This window comes from Streptomyces sp. NPDC087270 (genome assembly GCF_044744625.1).
Taxonomy (GTDB): Bacteria; Actinomycetota; Actinomycetes; order Streptomycetales; family Streptomycetaceae; genus Actinacidiphila.
The window spans coordinates 177,658-193,441 of sequence record NZ_JBIUYR010000011.1; the positions used below are offsets into that span (position 1 = coordinate 177,658).

16 protein-coding genes are annotated in these 15,784 nt (G+C 71.3%); 8 read left to right on the top strand and 8 right to left on the bottom strand.

Features of this window, described 5'->3' with window-relative positions:
* Positions 1-11: 11 nt before the first annotated feature.
* Positions 12-593, top strand: a complete 582-nt coding sequence (locus ACIPAE_RS22940) for a hypothetical protein (RefSeq protein ID WP_402447511.1) — start codon at positions 12-14, stop codon at positions 591-593.
* 7 nt (positions 594-600) lie between these two features.
* Complete coding sequence (locus ACIPAE_RS22945) at positions 601-1,263, top strand: OmpA family protein (protein WP_402447513.1); 663 nt, start codon at positions 601-603, stop codon at positions 1,261-1,263.
* A gap of 131 nt (positions 1,264-1,394) precedes the next feature.
* Here the strand turns inward: ACIPAE_RS22945 and ACIPAE_RS22950 are convergent, their stop codons facing one another.
* Positions 1,395-1,745: a DUF192 domain-containing protein gene (locus tag ACIPAE_RS22950; RefSeq protein ID WP_402447515.1), complete on the bottom strand. Its 351-nt coding sequence runs from the start codon at positions 1,743-1,745 to the stop codon at positions 1,395-1,397.
* Between the two features lie 67 nt (positions 1,746-1,812).
* Between ACIPAE_RS22950 and ACIPAE_RS22955 the strand changes: the two genes are divergently transcribed.
* A complete protein-coding gene (locus ACIPAE_RS22955) occupies positions 1,813-2,532 on the top strand; it encodes a prepilin peptidase (protein WP_402447517.1) in 720 nt (239 codons plus the stop codon).
* A 131-nt stretch (positions 2,533-2,663) separates the two neighbouring features.
* Here the strand turns inward: ACIPAE_RS22955 and mgrA are convergent, their stop codons facing one another.
* Positions 2,664-3,707 (bottom strand): L-glyceraldehyde 3-phosphate reductase, encoded by a 1,044-nt coding sequence (mgrA, locus tag ACIPAE_RS22960; RefSeq protein WP_329365398.1) that lies wholly within the window; start codon positions 3,705-3,707, stop codon positions 2,664-2,666.
* A 214-nt stretch (positions 3,708-3,921) separates the two neighbouring features.
* Between mgrA and ACIPAE_RS22965 the strand changes: the two genes are divergently transcribed.
* The 4 genes from ACIPAE_RS22965 to ACIPAE_RS22980 all read left to right on the top strand — a co-directional run bounded on the left by ACIPAE_RS22965 (position 3,922) and on the right by ACIPAE_RS22980 (position 8,993).
* Positions 3,922-4,683, top strand: a complete 762-nt coding sequence (locus ACIPAE_RS22965) for an isoprenyl transferase (RefSeq protein WP_328468587.1) — start codon at positions 3,922-3,924, stop codon at positions 4,681-4,683.
* 171 nt (positions 4,684-4,854) lie between these two features.
* Positions 4,855-6,174 carry a PhoH family protein gene (locus ACIPAE_RS22970; protein ID WP_328468589.1) on the top strand — a complete coding sequence of 440 codons (1,320 nt, stop codon included), beginning with the start codon at positions 4,855-4,857 and terminating at the stop codon, positions 6,172-6,174.
* A 419-nt stretch (positions 6,175-6,593) separates the two neighbouring features.
* Positions 6,594-7,277: a transglycosylase SLT domain-containing protein gene (locus ACIPAE_RS22975; protein WP_329365396.1), complete on the top strand. Its 684-nt coding sequence runs from the start codon at positions 6,594-6,596 to the stop codon at positions 7,275-7,277.
* Between the two features lie 135 nt (positions 7,278-7,412).
* Positions 7,413-8,993 (top strand): AI-2E family transporter, encoded by a 1,581-nt coding sequence (locus ACIPAE_RS22980; protein WP_402447520.1) that lies wholly within the window; start codon positions 7,413-7,415, stop codon positions 8,991-8,993.
* 53 nt (positions 8,994-9,046) lie between these two features.
* On the opposite strand, the gene ACIPAE_RS22985 is transcribed toward ACIPAE_RS22980, so the two are convergent.
* Positions 9,047-11,404 carry an FtsX-like permease family protein gene (locus tag ACIPAE_RS22985; RefSeq protein ID WP_402447656.1) on the bottom strand — a complete coding sequence of 786 codons (2,358 nt, stop codon included), beginning with the start codon at positions 11,402-11,404 and terminating at the stop codon, positions 9,047-9,049.
* Between ACIPAE_RS22985 and ACIPAE_RS22990 the strand changes: the two genes are divergently transcribed.
* Complete coding sequence (locus ACIPAE_RS22990) at positions 11,395-11,538, top strand: GlyGly-CTERM sorting domain-containing protein (RefSeq protein ID WP_402447658.1); 144 nt, start codon at positions 11,395-11,397, stop codon at positions 11,536-11,538. The genes ACIPAE_RS22985 and ACIPAE_RS22990 overlap by 10 nt on opposite strands.
* On the opposite strand, the gene ACIPAE_RS22995 is transcribed toward ACIPAE_RS22990, so the two are convergent.
* From ACIPAE_RS22995 to ACIPAE_RS23015, 5 genes are all read right to left on the bottom strand, one after another.
* Positions 11,533-12,201 (bottom strand): ABC transporter ATP-binding protein, encoded by a 669-nt coding sequence (locus tag ACIPAE_RS22995; protein WP_328474440.1) that lies wholly within the window; start codon positions 12,199-12,201, stop codon positions 11,533-11,535. The genes ACIPAE_RS22990 and ACIPAE_RS22995 overlap by 6 nt on opposite strands.
* Before the next feature lie 59 nt (positions 12,202-12,260).
* Positions 12,261-12,785 (bottom strand): PadR family transcriptional regulator, encoded by a 525-nt coding sequence (locus ACIPAE_RS23000; protein ID WP_329365390.1) that lies wholly within the window; start codon positions 12,783-12,785, stop codon positions 12,261-12,263.
* 98 nt (positions 12,786-12,883) lie between these two features.
* On the bottom strand, positions 12,884-13,111 hold the full coding sequence (locus ACIPAE_RS23005; protein ID WP_402447523.1) for a toxin-antitoxin system HicB family antitoxin: 228 nt from the start codon (positions 13,109-13,111) through the stop codon (positions 12,884-12,886).
* A gap of 15 nt (positions 13,112-13,126) precedes the next feature.
* Complete coding sequence (locus tag ACIPAE_RS23010; protein ID WP_366411108.1) at positions 13,127-14,071, bottom strand: SPFH domain-containing protein; 945 nt, start codon at positions 14,069-14,071, stop codon at positions 13,127-13,129.
* Between the two features lie 229 nt (positions 14,072-14,300).
* Positions 14,301-15,758, bottom strand: a complete 1,458-nt coding sequence (locus tag ACIPAE_RS23015; protein ID WP_329365385.1) for a catalase — start codon at positions 15,756-15,758, stop codon at positions 14,301-14,303.
* Positions 15,759-15,784: the final 26 nt, after the last annotated feature.

Below are 15,784 nucleotides of genomic sequence, written 5' to 3' on the forward strand. Positions count from 1 at the left end.
AACGGGGAACGATGGCATACGGGCGCAGGGCGACGACCGCAGTGGCTTGTGCGGTCGTCGCCGCCATCACGCTGGCGGGTTGCGGCGGGGGAGGCGGGGACAAGAAGGCGGACGACAAGCCCTCCGCCTCGGCGAGCGCATCTGCCAAGAACACCCCGGGCAAGAAGGGCAGTTCGCCGTCCGCGACTCCGACGCAGATTCTGGCCCAGATCAAGGGAGAACAAGGGGTCTCGATCACCATCAACTCCGCGGTGCGCGACGCGGGCGGCTTCGTCACCGTGCAGGGTGTGCTGACCAACGGCGGCTCCGAAATCTACGACGCCAATGATCTCCGCGGCAATGAGACGGCACTTGTTGCGTCGGGCGCCTCAGTTGCCGGTGCGGTTCTCGTCGATGAAGCCGGGAAGAAGCGCTACTACGTGTTGCGGGACACGGACGGTCGGTGCCTGTGCACGATGGGCCTGGAGGACATTGACCCGAACGCCTCCCGCCCCTTCTTCGCCCAGTTCCCCTCCCCACCCGAATCAACCACCTCCGTCGAGTTCGAACTCCCCACCATGCCCCCCGCCAAGATCTCCATCTCCGAGGGGTGACCCCGCCGTGACCCGCACACCCCACCCCCGTCGGACCGTCGCCGCGGCCGGCGCCTCCGCCGCGGCCGCGCTGATCCTCGTGTGCGCCACCCCCGCCGGCGCGGACCCGAACCCGCCGCCGACCGCGGGCGACCCAACGCCGTCCGCCCCCGTGCAGATCGACCCGAAGTCACCGGACCTGAAACTCCCCGAGGGCGCCACGCTGGCCCCGCCGAAGGTCCTGGACATCGTCTCGGTGACCGACCAGGGCTCGGTGTCCGCGAGCCAGCCGGAGGAGCGGCAGGAGACGTCGAACACGACGGTGACGTACGCCCTGCAGGCCGAGGTGCTGTTCACGAAGGACAGCGCGAAGCTCTCGGCGACCGCGACGTCCCGTATCCAGGCGATCGCGGGTGACATCAACGCGCAGCACGTCACCTCACCCATCCGTGTCTTCGGGTTCACCGACAACCTGGGCAGCAGCGAGCACGGCGACGTGCTGTCGAAGCAGCGGGCCACCGCGGTCTACAACGTGCTGGCCGCCCAACTGGCGACGCTGGGCGACCCCGCGCACACCTTCCAGGTCCGCGGCTACGGCGAGCAGTACCCGATCGCCGACAACTCCAGCGAGAGCGGCCGCCGCGAGAACCGCCGGGTGGAGATCACCTTCACGCCACCCGCGTCGTCGTAGGGAGCACCGGCCCCGGGCGCGGTAGCGTGTGAGTCCCCCCTCGGGCCGGTTCGCGCTCCCCCCTTGCGAACCGGCCCGTTCCCGTTTCCGCGTACCGGGAGCCCGACCCGCGACGCCGCCAAGGCCGTTCCTCAGTCCGGCACTTCCAGCGTGACGCCCTTCACGATGCCCCACCGGGCGAAGGCACCCGCCTCGGCCTCCAGCACGTGCCGGGCCCGCAGCCGGGGGCGGCCGACACGGCCGGGCGGCATGGTGCGGACCGCGAGGACGCGCAGCCGCCGGTCGAGGTAGGCCACGTCGATGGCGAACCGCATCCGGACGGTGTGGATGCTGGACGCGGGGGTGAGCAGCAACGCGCCGTCGAGCCCGTCGCAGCCCAACAGCCCCCGGGTACGGGCGCGGTAGGAGGCGGCGACCCGGAGCGCCACCTCGGTGCCCGGCGTGCGCAGCAGGCCCTCGCCGTCCTGCCAGCGTCGGCGCATGGTCCGTCTCCTCCCCGTCCGCCCGGCCCCTCCCGAACGGCGCGACCGCCCGTGTACGGTCGGCCCGGTGCATGTCTATCTGATCGTGGGCGCCGCCGTCTGGGGAATAGCGAGCGGGCTGCTCCTGCCGCGCGCCGCCTACCGGTTGGCGGTCCCCGCCGACGAGCCCTGGGCGGCGGCCTGCCCGTCCGGGCACCCGGTCGGCGGCTGGCTCGGCCCGGCCCGCTGCGGGCGGTGCCCCGAGGACCAGCGGCGCCACGGACCCGGCCACGGTGCCGCGCTGGGCTGCGCGCTGGTCTGCGCGGCACTCGCCTGGCGGGTGGGCGGGCACCCCGAACTCGCCGTCTGGCTGCTGCTGGTACCGGTCTGCGGGGTCCTCGCCCGGGTCGACCTCGCGGTCTTCCGGCTGCCGGACGTCCTGACCCTCCCCGCGCTCGGGCTCACCGCGCTCCTGCTCGGCGGCGCCGCCCTGCTGCCCTCCCACCACGGCTCCTGGACGCGTGCCCTGATCGCCGCGGTGGTGCTGGGGGTCCTCTACGCCGTGCTGTTCTTCGTCAACCCGGCCGGCATGGGCTTCGGCGACGTGAAGCTCGCCCCCACCCTCGGGCTGGTCCTGGGCTGGTACGGCTGGGGCGCCGTGATCACCGGCACGTTCGCCGGGTTCCTGCTCGGGGCGGTGGCCGGGCTCGTCCTCATCGCCACCCGGCGGGCCACCCGCAAGACCGCGATGCCGTTCGGCCCCTTCATGCTCGCCGGCGCCCTGACCGCACTGCTCCTGGTGCCCTGACCCGTCAGCCCGCGGCCGTCAGAGGCTCCCGTCAGCCCCTGCCGCCAGCCCCGCCCTCAGCGCCCCCGCCCTCAGAGCCCCCCGCGCCCGGGTGCCCCTGAACCGGCGGAACAGGGGCACCCGGGGTCCGGCTACGCGTCGCTGCTGACGCTCCAGAGGTTCACGCCCTCCGGCTCCACGGCGTGCCGGTCGATCTCCGCCAGCTCCTCCGCGGTCAGCGGCGCCGCCCCGACCGCGGCGACGTTCGCCTCCAGCTGCCCGACGGACGACGCCCCGATCAGCGCCGAGGTCACCCGCGGGTCCCGCAGCACCCAGGACAGCGCGAGCTGCGCCAGGGACTGGCCGCGGGCGGCGGCGACGTCGTTGAGGGCGCGCAGCCGCGCGATCGTCTCGTCGTTGACCAGCGCGGGGTTGAGCGACTTGCCCTGCGCGGCCCGGGAGTCGGCCGGGATGCCGCCGAGGTAGCGGTCGGTGAGCAGGCCCTGGGCCAGCGGCACGAACCCGATGCAGCCCATGCCCTCCTCGTCGAGGACGTCCAGCAGCCCGTCGTCCTCGATCCAGCGGTTGATCATGGAGTACGACGGCTGGTGGATCAGCGCCGGCACGCCCAGCTCACGCAGGATGCGCGCCGCCTCGCGGGTCCGGTCCGGCCCGTAGGAGGAGATGCCGACGTACAGCGCCTTGCCCTGCTGGACCGCGGTGGCCAGGGCGCCCATCGTCTCTTCGAGCGGGGTGTCCGGGTCGAAGCGGTGGGAGTAGAAGATGTCGACGTAGTCCAGGCCCATCCGGGACAGCGACTGGTCGAGCGAGGCGAGCAGGTACTTGCGGGAGCCCCACTCGCCGTAGGGGCCCGGCCACATGTCGTAGCCGGCCTTGGAGGAGATGACCAGCTCGTCGCGGTAGGGGCGGAAGTCCTGCGCGAAGAGGGTGCCGAAGTTGGCCTCGGCGGCGCCGTACGGCGGGCCGTAGTTGTTGGCCAGGTCGAAGTGGGTGATCCCGAGGTCGAAGGCGCGGCGCAGGATGGCCCGCTGCGAGTCCAGGGTGCGGTCGTCGCCGAAGTTGTGCCACAGGCCGAGCGAGACGGCCGGGAGCTTGAGGCCGCTGCGTCCGGTGCGGCGGTACTCCATCGAGTCGTAGCGCTCGTCGGAGGCGCGGTAGAGGTTTCGGATGTTCACGTCCTCTGCTTATCACGCGCGGTTGAAGGATCTACTACGCGATACCGCCCGCCCGCGCGGTCGCGCCGCCGCTCACGGCCCCGCCGCGCCACCGTCCGGCGCCCGTATCCGGCCCCGTCCGCGACCTGCGGCTGCTCGACCCGGTTCGTCCGTACGGCTGTTCGCGCAGTAGTGTGGCCGCTCGGGCGACGAGCACATGAGGGGCTGGTACGCGATGAATCTGCGCGACCTGGTGTACGGGTTGTACTCCCGCCGGGTGGAACGCCGGATCGACGTGTCGCAGACCCCCAAGCACATCGGCGTGATCCTGGACGGCAACCGGCGCTGGGCCAAGGCGTCCGGCGGCAGCCCCGAGCAGGGCCACCGGGCCGGCGCGGACAAGATCGCCGAGATGCTGGGCTGGTGCGAGGAGACCGGGGTCGAGGTGGTCACCCTGTGGCTGCTGTCCACCGACAACCTGGACCGGCCGGCCGACCAGCTGGTGCCGCTGCTGGGCATCATCGAGGACGCCGTCACCGAACTGGCCGCCGCGGGCCGCTGGCGGGTGCACCACGTGGGCACGATGGACCTGCTGCCCGCGCGCACCCAGAGCGTGCTGAAGGAGGCCGAGCAGGCCACCGACGGCCAGGAGGGCATCCTGGTCAACGTGGCGGTCGGCTACGGCGGCCGGCAGGAGATCGCCGACGCGGTCCGCTCGCTGCTGCACGAGCACGCCGGGCGCGGCACCTCCATCGAGGACCTGGCCGAGATCCTCGACGTCGAGCACATCGCCGAGCACCTCTACACCCGCGGCCAGCCCGACCCCGACCTGGTGATCCGCACCTCGGGCGAGCAGCGGCTGTCCGGCTTCATGCTGTGGCAGAGCGCGCATTCGGAGTACTACTTCTGCGAGGTCTTCTGGCCCGCCTTCCGCAAGGTGGACTTCCTGCGGGCGCTGCGTGACTACGCGGCCCGGCATCGCCGCTACGGAGCGTGATCGCCTCCACCGGAGGGGTGAGCGTTCCGTGGCGAGGCGGTGACCGTCGGGTGACTGTCGTATGCATCCGCATGCGAGCGGCTGATGCAGGGCATATCACTGGCAGACCGGCATCCGGACCTTGGCTGCCGGACCGCAAGACTCACCTCTCCCGAGGGGGTTCGTCCACACGTGGTGACCAGCAAGAATCGCCGTGATCACGACCGGCGCACATATGTACTCGACACCAGCGTGCTGCTCGCCGACCCCAACGCCTTCACCCGTTTCGACGAGCACGAGGTCGTGCTGCCGGTCGTCGTGGTGACGGAGTTGGAGGCCAAGCGCCACCACCCCGAACTCGGCTACTTCGCCCGCCAGGCGTTGCGCACGCTCGACGAGTTCCGGATCAGGTACGGCAGGCTCGACGCGCCGATTCCGATCGGCGACATCGGTGGCACGCTCAGGGTCGAGCTCAACCATTCGGACCCCGGGGTGCTGCCCGCGGGTTTCCGGCTGGGTGACAACGACTCGCGCATCCTCGCCGTCGCCCGCAACCTCCAGGCCGAGGGGTACGACGTCACCGTCGTCTCCAAGGACCTGCCGCTGCGGGTGAAGGCGTCCTCGGTCGGCCTGCTCGCCGAGGAGTACCGCGCGGAGCTCGCCATCACCTCCGGCTGGACCGGGATGGAGGAGCTGCAGATCGGCGCCGAGGACGTGGACGCCCTCTTCGCTCAGGAGGTCATCGATCTGCCCGACGTGGCGGATCTGCCGGTGCACACCGGGCTGGTGCTGCAGTCCGAGCGCGGCAAGGCGCTGGGCCGGGTCACCGAGGACGGCCGGGTGCGCCTGGTGCGCGGCGACCGGGAGGCGTTCGGCATCCACGGCCGCAGCGCCGAGCAGCGGATCGCGCTGGATCTGCTGCTGGACCCGGAGGTCGGCATCGTGTCGATGGGTGGGCGGGCCGGCACCGGCAAGTCCGCGCTGGCGCTGTGCGCGGGCCTGGAGGCGGTCCTGGAGCGCCGCCAGCACCGCAAGGTGATGGTCTTCCGCCCGCTGTACGCGGTCGGCGGGCAGGAGTTGGGCTATCTGCCGGGCAGCGAGGCGGAGAAGATGAGCCCGTGGGCCCAGGCCGTCTTCGACACCCTCGCGGCGGTGACGTCGAAGGAGGTCATCGAGGAGGTGGTGGCGCGCGGCATGCTCGAAGTGCTGCCGCTCACCCACATCCGGGGCCGCTCGCTGCACGACGCGTTCGTGATCGTCGACGAGGCCCAGTCGCTGGAACGGAACGTCCTGCTGACCGTGTTGTCCCGGATCGGGGCCGGCTCGCGGGTGGTGCTCACCCATGACGTGGCCCAGCGCGACAACCTCCGGGTCGGGCGGTACGACGGAGTCGTGGCGGTGGTGGAGAAACTGAAGGGGCATCCGCTCTTCGCCCACGTGACGCTCAGCCGCTCCGAGCGGTCGCCGATCGCGGCACTCGTCACCGAGATGCTGGAGGAGACCGGCGGCTGAGCAATGGCCGTATCTGTCCGATAATCAGGCGAGTTGAGGCTGCTGCGTCCGGGAAACCGGGCGCAGCAGCTTAGCGTTCGGGGGGTGTGCGTGCAGGGATTTACCTCCGTCCGCAGCATGTGAAGTTTGCCACTCAACCGGAAATTGCCGCACGGCGTCGGAGTACGGCAGGGTGTGAGGCTGTCAGGCCCCGCTCATGGCACTCCCGTACCCCTCGGGGCGCGGGAACGCGTCACCCACAAGTCCACATCGACGCCATGAGCCGCCCGAGCACCACGCGGACCCCGCAAGGGACTTCGCACCGGGCCAGTACCCCCGTGACCGCCCGGCCCGTACGGCGGACCGGCCCAGGGGGACCGCGCCAGGGGCACGATTCCGTCCGTGCGGTCACCAAGCGGGCGATTCCGGAAGGAAACCGTGTGAGCCGGATCTCGGTCCGGGGACTCGCGGTGGCGTCAGCCACTGCGGTCACCACAGTGGGCGCCGTGGTAGGCGTCGCGTCGGGCGCAGACCAGGGCAGCGGCACAGCCGACCAGCCCGTCGAAGCCGCGGGCACGACCACCCTCCTCGCAGACATCCCCGCCGGCCAGCAGGTGCAGCAGGCGTCGTTGACGGAGCAGGTACAAGCTCAGTCGGACGCCGCAGACGCCTCGGCCCGGCAGTCCGCGGAGCAGGCAGCCCGCGTCCAGGCCGCGAAGGACGCCGCCAGCAAGAAGAAGGCGGACGACGCAGCGGCGGCCAAGGCGGCCAAGATCAAGGCGGAGTCCGGCAAGGGCGACTCGAGCGCGACCTTCTCGGTACAGGCCTCGTACACCACCGCACAGGTGCAGGCCATGGCGCAGCAGATCGTCGGCAGCGGCCAGTACATGTGCTTCTCCAACATCGTGACGCACGAGAGTGGCTGGGACTACACCGCTCAGAACGCGTCCAGTGGTGCCTACGGTCTGGTCCAGGCCCTGCCCGGCTCCAAGATGGCCTCGGCGGGCGCCGATTGGCGGACCAACCCGGCCACGCAGATAAAGTGGGGCCTGAACTACATGAACAGCCGCTACGGCAGTCCTTGTGACGCCTGGCAGTTCTGGCAGGTCAACCACTACTACTAGAATCCGGCGCCGGACCGGCAGCCGCGTCGCGCCACCGATCGGGCCACTACCGTGGCCGGGTCAACCCTGATCCCGGGTAACGTCGTCTTGCACAGCAGTGCCACAGAGGGCCGACGGGTCAGGGGGAGAACAGCGATGCCGGACAAACGCCACTGGAGCGCCACGCTCGCGTCCGGTCTGGCGAACCTCGCCGGGCGACTGGACGAACGACACGCCACTGTTTCCGCGCGCGACGCGGAGCACCGGGGGGCCGCGACCACCGCGGCCCCCTCTGGCGTGCCCGCCCAGCCGGAGCCGGCCCGGCCCGAGGCCGCCGTCGCGCAGCCGCCGGACCCGGCGGCGGCCGGCACCGCCGACCCGGCGTCAGTTCCCGCGCAGGCGGCGGCATCCGACCCGCCCGCGCCGCCGCGCACCGCGCCGGTGCCGAACCCGGTCGCGGTGGTGCCGTGGAGCATGCGGGTCGCCGCCGAGATCGGCTGGCGGCTGCTGGTCCTGGCCGGCACCGTGTGGGTGCTGATGCGGGTGATAGGCGCGGTCCGGCTGCTGGTGCTGGCGTTCGTCGCCGCGCTGCTGATCACCGCGCTGCTCCAGCCGTTCGTGGCCCGCCTGAAGCGGATGGGGGTACCGCGCGGGCTCGCCACCGCCATGGTCTTCATCGGCGGCTTCGTGGTGATGGGCCTGGTCGGCTGGTTCGTGGTGTGGCAGGTGATGGACAACATCGACAGCCTGTCCACCAGCCTCCAGGACGGTATCGACCAGGGGAAGAAGTGGCTGCTCAACAGCCCCTTCCACGTCACCGACGACCAGATCAACCAGGTCGCCAACAACCTCAGCAACGCGATCGGGCACAACACCAAGCAGCTCACCGACGCGGGCCTGCAAGGCGTCACCGTCATCGTGGAGTTCCTGACCGGCGTGCTGCTGGCGATGTTCAGCACCCTGTTCCTGCTCTACGACGGGCCGAACATCTGGAACTGGGTGCTGCGGCTGTTCCCGCGGGACGCCCGGGCCGGACTGGCCGAAGCCGGCCCGCGCGCCTGGCGCACCCTGACGCTGTACGTGCGCGGCACCGTGATCGTGGCGATGATCGACGCGATCTGCATCGGCATCGGCATCTTCTTCCTCGGCGTGCCGATGGCGGTGCCGCTGGCGGTCGTCATCTTCGTGTCGTCGTTCGTGCCGCTGGTCGGCGCGGTCGCCTCGGGCGCGGTGGCGGTGGTCGTCTCGCTGGTCACCCAGGGGCCGTTCACCGCGCTGCTGGTGCTGCTCGTGGTGCTCGCGGTGCAGCAGATCGAAGGGCATGTGCTCCAGCCGTTCATCCTCGGCCGCGCGGTGCGGGTCCACCCGCTGGCCGTGGTGCTGTCGGTGGCGGCCGGGTCGATGATCGCCGGGATCGGCGGGGCGATCAGCGCGGTGCCGCTGGTCGCGGTGAGCAACACGGTCGTCGGCGTGCTCAGGGCGCGGGCGAAGTCGGGTTCCGAGGGCGAGACCGGGACCGGGACCGGGACGTCCCCGGCTGCACCCGCGCCGGACGCCGAGCCCGCCCAGGAGGCGGCGGACCCGTCCTCGGCCCCGGGTCCCGACGCGGACCCCGCCGCGGAGACGGCTGCGGAGGGGCGCGCGACGGCGGATACCGACACGGACACCGGCACCGACACCGGCACCGACGAGGACGAGCTCGACGCGCGTGAACTGGCGGACGACGGCGTGAAATAGGGGCGCGCGGGAGGGAATTCCGACCCCCACCACGCGCCCCGTCGGGACGCGCCCTACTCCGTGCGGAGCCCGTCCGCCCGCATCAGCCGCCACAGCGGCGGCATGCTGAGCAGCGTCACCGCGAAGATGACCCCCGCCCCGACCCCGGTCATCGTGGCGACGCTGACCCAGTCGGTGTGGAAGGGCCGCTCCACCATCGCGAGCAGCGCCGCGCCGAACCCGATGCCGGCCGCGACGGCGAGCACCAGCCCCAGCACCACCGGCACCGCCGCCTGCCACAGCACCGACCACGCCAGCACCGAGCGCCGGGTGCCGAACGCGACCAGTACCGCGAGCAGCTTCTTGCGCTCGCGCAGTTGCTCCAGCATCGTCACCAGCAACCCCGCGCCTATCAGCCCCATGGTGAAGACCGCCCCGGCGAGCAGACCGCGGTGGATCTGCGTGAAGCTGGCCTTCGTCCGCGTGTCATACAGGGTGTAGATGGACATGTTGACACCGAGGCGGGCCACGGCGTTGCGCGCCCGTTCGATCGCGTCGGGCTGGTCCGGGTCGAGCACGACCGCCAGCTGCCCGTCCAGGTACTTGAGCGACGAGCTGTCGATCGCCTCCGGAGTGGCGAGCACGCCCCACGTGTGCGCGCCCGTGGCGTCCGCGCGTGAGCGCACGCTGACCGCGGTGGCCGGGATCTGCCACAGCCGGGGCTTGCCGCTGTAGGCGTTGCCGTCCGGTGTGTTGAGGTCGAGTTTCCCGCCGGGCCTGGCGTACTTCTGGTAGTCGCTGTCGGTGCCGTCGCCCGGCGGCACCAGGAACACGCTGCCGGGCCGGCAGGTGGTGATCCGCGCCATCTGCCGGAGCGCGGTGCAGTCGCCGACGCTGATCGCCAGGTCGGGGTACTGCGTCTCGTCGTTCCTGGGGAGTTTGCTCGCGTCCGGCCCGGTGGCGTCGCCGTGCACGTAGCCGTAGACCTGCTTGACGCCCTGCGCGGCGGCGATGGACTTCGCGTCCGCGTCGAGCTGCGCGCCGCTCGAGACCATGCCGTTGACGGCGGCCTGGGCGCGGTTGGTGTCGGCGCCGGTGGACCGGACGTAGTCGCCGCTGACGCCGTTGAAGAGCATCTGGAGCGCGATCGCGCCGGCGACGGCGATGGTCACCCCGCTCACCATCCGGGCGGACGCGCTGCTGCTGAGCTGGAGCCTGCGGGTGGCCAGCTGCCAGGCGATCGGCCCGCCGCGCAGCCGCCCCACGACGGCCTCCACCAGCCACGGCAGCACCGCGGTCACCCCGAAGAGCAGCAGGACGGCGCCGGTCGCGACCTGGTACTCGTTGATCCCCGAGCCCCCATGGACCTTGCCGAACAGCGGTACCAGCAGGGCCAGTCCGACCGCGGGCAGCAGCAGCCGCCACCACAGCCGGCGGCGCCGGCCGACGGCGTGCCGTACGACGCCCAGCGGCTCGATCGTGGTGCCGCGCAGGCTGGCCAGGGTCACCGCGATCGACGCGATCGGCACGGCGAGCACGATCAGTACGGTCAGCGCCGGGTTCGGCGTCAGGTCCGAGGAGAACGCGGAGATCGACATGACGCTGATCTTCGAGGCGAGCTGTCTGCCGATCAGGAACAGCGCCCCGCCGAAGAGCAGCCCGAACAGCGCCCCGAACACCGCCTCGCCGGCCGCGATCCGGTGGGTCATCCGGATGTCCGCGCCGACCAGCCGCAGCGCGGCCAGCCGCCGGTCCCGGCGCTCACCGCCGAGGCGTACCGCGGTGCCGATGAACACCGCGACCGGCAGCAGCAGCACCACCAGGACGATGACCAGCAGCAGTTCGAGCGTCGGGCCGAGCGGCTCCGACTGGTCGGCGAGGCCGAAGCCGGTGATCCGGTCGGCGTTGCCGACCAGGTAGCGGGAGTCGTGGGGGACCAACTGGTTGCTGCCGGCGTAGTAGTACAACTCCGCCGGGCCGGTGATCCCGGCCTTCCCGATGGTGCCGGTGATCGTGTACGGCAGGCGCTCGCGCAGCAGCGGCGCGGACGCCAGCAGCTTCTTCAGCGCGGGCGACACCACCATCTGCCCGTTGCCGGGCCAGCGGGTCAGGCCGGGCGGCAGTTGCGCCTCCGCGCCCTCCGGGTGCACCAGGGCCCCGCCGATGTCGTGGTCGCGGTACGTCGTCTGGGCGTCCGCCCGCAGCAGGCTGTCGGCGGTGGGATGGGCGACGTAGGTGGCGTTGGCGGGCTGGCGGGCGTTCTCCTTCTCGCTGCGGGTCTGCATCATCGCCGGCACCGCCGCGGTCAGCAGCAGCAGTGCCACCCCGAGCCCCACCCCGACCGCGGTGAGCATGGTGCGGGTCCACCCCTCGCGCCCGCCGCTGATCGCGAAGCGCGCGCCGAGCGCGAGGTCGCGCAGCCATGTGCGCAGGTCGGCGGAGTGCTCGGGCGGGCGCCCTGGGTGTCCTGGGTCTCCTGAGCGTCCCGGGCTGCGCGGGCCGCCGCCGGTCGCGTCGAAGCCGGCGAACGGCTCGAACCGCGCGCTTCCGTGCTGGGTGCTCATGACACCCGTTCCATGTCGCGCGACTTCCCGTCCCGCACGACGATCTCCCGGTCGGAGTACGCGGCCACCCGGGGTTCGTGGGTGACCAGGACGACGGCCGCGCCGGTGTCGTGGGCGGCGTCGGTGAGCAGCCGCATCACGCGCTCGCCGTTGAGCGAGTCCAGCGCGCCGGTCGGCTCGTCCGCGAAGACCACCCGGGGGTCGTCGACCAGGGCGCGGGCGACCGCGACCCGCTGGCCCTGCCCGCCGGAGACCTCGCCGGGCCGCTTGCCGGAGACGTCGGAGACCTCCAGCCGCTCCAGCCACTGGGCCGCCTTCTCCTCCGCGACGCGGCGCTTGACGCCGCCCAGCCGCATCGGCATCGCCACGTTCTCCAGGCAGGTCAACTCGGGGACGAGCTGGCCGAACTGGAAGACGAAGCCGAAGTCGGTGCGGCGCAGCGCGCTGCGCTCCCCGTCGGACATCGCCGACAGCTCCTGCCCGCGATAGCGGACCTCGCCGGAGTCGGGCCGCACGATGCCGGCCAGGCAGTGCAGCAGCGTCGACTTGCCGGACCCGGACGGGCCCATCACCGCGACGACCTCGCCGGCGCGGATGGTCAGGTCCGCCCCGTCGAGGGCGGCGGTGGGTCCGTACGCCTTGCGTATCGCGATCGCCCGCAGCAGCGGTTCGGTCGAGGCGCCCTGGTCACGGGCGCCCGGACGGTTGTCGGCTTCTCCAGCGCTCACTTGGCCACCTCCGCGGCGAGTTGGTCCAGTCGGGCCGCGGTCAGTTCCAGCCACCGCAGGTCGGCTTCCAGGTGGAACAGGGCGTGGTCGCAGATGAGCTGGTCGGCGAGGTCGCCGTCCTTCTTGCGACGGGTCAGCTCGCGCATCAGCCGCAGGTGTTCGGCGCGCTGGGTGTCCAGCAGGTCCACGGCGGACCTGCCGGTCAACAGGGCCAGGACGACCTTGGTGTAGAGGGTCGTCTGGAGGTAGGGCTCGGGCTTCTCCGGTTGGGCGAGCCAGTCGGCCACGTCGGTGATCCCGGCGTCGGTGATGGCGTACCGCTTGCGTTCCGGGCCGCCGCCGGGCTCTATGCCGTCCACCTCGACCAGGCCGTTCTTCAGCAGCCTGGCCATCGTGGAGTAGACCTGGCCGTAGGCGAGCGGCCGATCGTGTCCGAAGCGTTCGTCGAAGGCGCGCTTGAGGTCGTAACCGTGGCGCGGCCCGGACTCCAGGAGTCCGAGCAGGGTCTGGCCGATTGACATGCCGAGCAGACTACACCATGGGTATACATCACGTGTATACCCACTGTGCATAACTCTTCGGCTCGGCTGTTTCCGCAGGTCAGGGCGGTTCTATGGTCTCAACGGGGCTCGGTTGGCGGCTCCTTCGCCGGGCGCCCGCGGCGTGGGATCGGCCGGGCGGCCGGCGGCATCCGGCCCGCCTCGGTCAGTGCCCGCCGGAGCAGGTACTCGATCTGCGCGTTCGTGCTGCGCAACTCGCCCGCCGCCCACGCGGCGAGCGCGTCGTGGACGGCCGGGTCGAGCCTGAGGAGCACCTGCTTGCGGGAGGGGCGGCTGGGTTCGGTCACTGGCTGCGGTCCGCCTTACTGGTAGAGCGTGCCGGTGTTCAGCACCGGCTGGGCCGCCCGCTCGCCGCAGAGCACGACCAGCAGGTTGCTGACCATGGACGCCTTCCGCTCCTCGTCCAGGATCACGATGTCCTGCTCGGCGATCCGCGACAGCGCCGACTCGACCATGCCCACCGCGCCGTCCACGATGGTCTGCCGGGCCGCCACGATCGCCCCCGCCTGCTGCCGCTGCAGCATCGCCGAGGCGATCTCGGCGGCGTAGGCGAGGTGCGTGAACCGCGACTCGATGATCCGCACCCCCGCCGACGCCACCCGTGCCGCGATCTCCGTGGAGAGCCGCTCGGTGATCTCCTCGCTGTTCTCGCGCAGCGACAGCCCGTCGGTGTCATGGCTGTCGTACGGGTAGCGCGTCGCGATGTGCCGTACCGCGGTGTCGGTCTGGATCGACACGAACCGCACGAAGTCGTCGACCTCGAAGACCGCCTGCGCGGTGTCCTTGACCTGCCACACCACGACCGCGGCCAGCTCGATCGGGTTGCCGTACGCGTCGTTGACCTTCAGGACGGCCGTCTCCTGGTTGCGCAGCCGCGTGGAGACCCGGCGCCGGCTGGTGAACGGGTTCACCCAGCGCAGGCCGTCCTGCCGGATCGTCCCCTGGTAGCGCCCGAACAGCTGGCACACCCGCGCCTGCCCCGGCGCGACCTGGGTCAGCCCGAAGAGCAGCACGAAGGCCACCACGGCCACCACGATGCCGACCGTCACCAGTGCGACCGCCGTACCGCCGCCCGCCCTGGCGCCGACCACCGTCAGTGCCACCCCGGCCGCTATCACCAGCAGCGCGATCAGCAGGAACGGCAGCCCCGGCATCCCCGCCGCCCGACGCTCGGACACTCTCGGCGCCGGCATCTCCGGGACGTCGCTCTGCTCGGCCGGAGCCGTCCCCTGTGGTTGCTCGGTCATGAGATCCACCCCGTTCTTGTGATTCCCTGCACTTATCTAAGTGATATCATAAAAACGCGAGGCGGTCACGGTTAAGGCATGGCCGGGGCCGGCACGCGATGCAGCCCCGGAGCACGGGGGGGACACGTGTTCCGGGGCTGCGCTCTTACGGTGGGTCCAGGCGAGAACGGACCGATCCTGGGCCGATCCTGACGGTCGGCGGGTTCTGGCGGTCAGCCGGTCTTGCCGGTCAGCGGGTCTTGACGGCCTGGGCGATCCGGTCGCCGACGGTCTGGTCGATGCTGCGCCAGTACGCGAAGGCGCGTTCCAGGACGGGCGCGCTGACCCCGTCGGACAGATGCCCGGCGACATTGCCGACCAGCCGGTCGCGCGCAGCGTCGTCCAGCACCTCGCGCACCAGCGTGCCCGGCTGCCCGAAGTCGTCGTCCTCGCTGTGCGGCGTGTACGCCTCCCGCACCATCTCACCGGCCGACTGCCACCCGGCGATGTCCCCGTACGCCTGCGCGGACGCGGCCGGCCCGCCGTAGGAGTTCGGCGCGTACGGTGCCCCGGTCCTGGCCGGCTCGAACCGCATCGGGCCGTCCTTGGCGTAGGAGTGCACCGGCACGTGCGGACGGTTCGGCGGGAGTTGCTGGTAGTTCGGGCCGATCCGGTAGCGGTGCGTGTCCGGGTAGGAGAACAGCCGCCCGAGCAGCATCTTGTCGGGGGAGGGGCCGATCCCCGGCACCATGCTCGACGGTTCGAACGCCGCCTGCTCGATGTGGATGAAGTAGTCCTCCGGGTTGGTGTCCAGCGTCATCCGGCCGACCTCGATCAGCGGGTAGTCGCCATGCGGCCACACCTTCGTCAGGTCGAAGGGGTTGAACCGGTAGTCCGCCGCGTCCTCGAACGGCATGACCTGCACCCGCAGCGTCCACGACGGGTGGTCGCCCCGCTCGATCGCCTCGTACAGGTCCTGCCGGTGGAAGTCCGCGTTCTGCCCGGCCATCGCGTCCGCGTCGGACTGGGTGAGGAAGTCGATGCCCTGGTCGGTCTTGAAGTGGTACTTCACCCAGAACTTCTGGCCGGCGCCGTTGATCCACATGTAGGTGTGCGATCCGTAGCCGTTCATGTTCCGGTAGGTCTTCGGGATGCCGCGGTCACCCATCAGCCAGGTCACCTGGTGCGCGGACTCCGGGGAGAGCGTCCAGAAGTCCCACTGCATGTCGTTGTCGCGCAGGCCGTTGTCGGGGCGGCGCTTCTGGCTGCGGATGAAGTCCTGGAACTTGATCGTGTCCCGGACGAAGAACACCGGGGTGTTGTTGCCGACCAGGTCGTAGTTGCCGTGCTCGGTGTAGAACTTCAACGCGAAGCCGCGCGGGTCGCGCCAGGTGTCGGGGCTGCCCTGCTCACCGGCGACCGTCGAGAACCGGGCCAGCATCCGGGTGGAGCGGCCCGGCTGGAACAGGTCGGCCTTGGTGAACTGGCTGACGTCGTTGGTCACCTCGAACCGGCCGTACGCCCCGCTGCCCTTGGCGTGCACCACCCGCTCCGGGACCCGTTCCCGGTTGAACTGGGCCATCTTCTCGATCAGGTAGTGGTCCTGCAGCAGGATCGCGCCGTCGGGTCCGACGGTCAGCGAGTGCTCGTCGCTCTCCACCGGGATGCCGGCGTTGTCGGTGGTGGGCGGGATGTTCGACGTGCTCATGGAGTGTCCTTCCGGGTCCTCCTGGG

Coding starts and splice junctions, on each gene's coding strand:
- ACIPAE_RS22940 (WP_402447511.1), top strand. CDS start 12: ATGGCATACGGGCGCAGGGCGACGACCGCAGTGGCTTGTGCGGTCGTC.
- ACIPAE_RS22950 (WP_402447515.1), bottom strand. CDS start 1,745: ATGCGCCGACGCTGGCAGGACGGCGAGGGCCTGCTGCGCACGCCGGGC.
- ACIPAE_RS22965 (WP_328468587.1), top strand. CDS start 3,922: ATGAATCTGCGCGACCTGGTGTACGGGTTGTACTCCCGCCGGGTGGAA.
- ACIPAE_RS22980 (WP_402447520.1), top strand. CDS start 7,413: ATGCCGGACAAACGCCACTGGAGCGCCACGCTCGCGTCCGGTCTGGCG.
- ACIPAE_RS22990 (WP_402447658.1), top strand. CDS start 11,395: ATGTGCGCAGGTCGGCGGAGTGCTCGGGCGGGCGCCCTGGGTGTCCTG.
- ACIPAE_RS23000 (WP_329365390.1), bottom strand. CDS start 12,785: ATGTCAATCGGCCAGACCCTGCTCGGACTCCTGGAGTCCGGGCCGCGC.
- ACIPAE_RS23010 (WP_366411108.1), bottom strand. CDS start 14,071: ATGACCGAGCAACCACAGGGGACGGCTCCGGCCGAGCAGAGCGACGTC.
- ACIPAE_RS23015 (WP_329365385.1), bottom strand. CDS start 15,758: ATGAGCACGTCGAACATCCCGCCCACCACCGACAACGCCGGCATCCCG.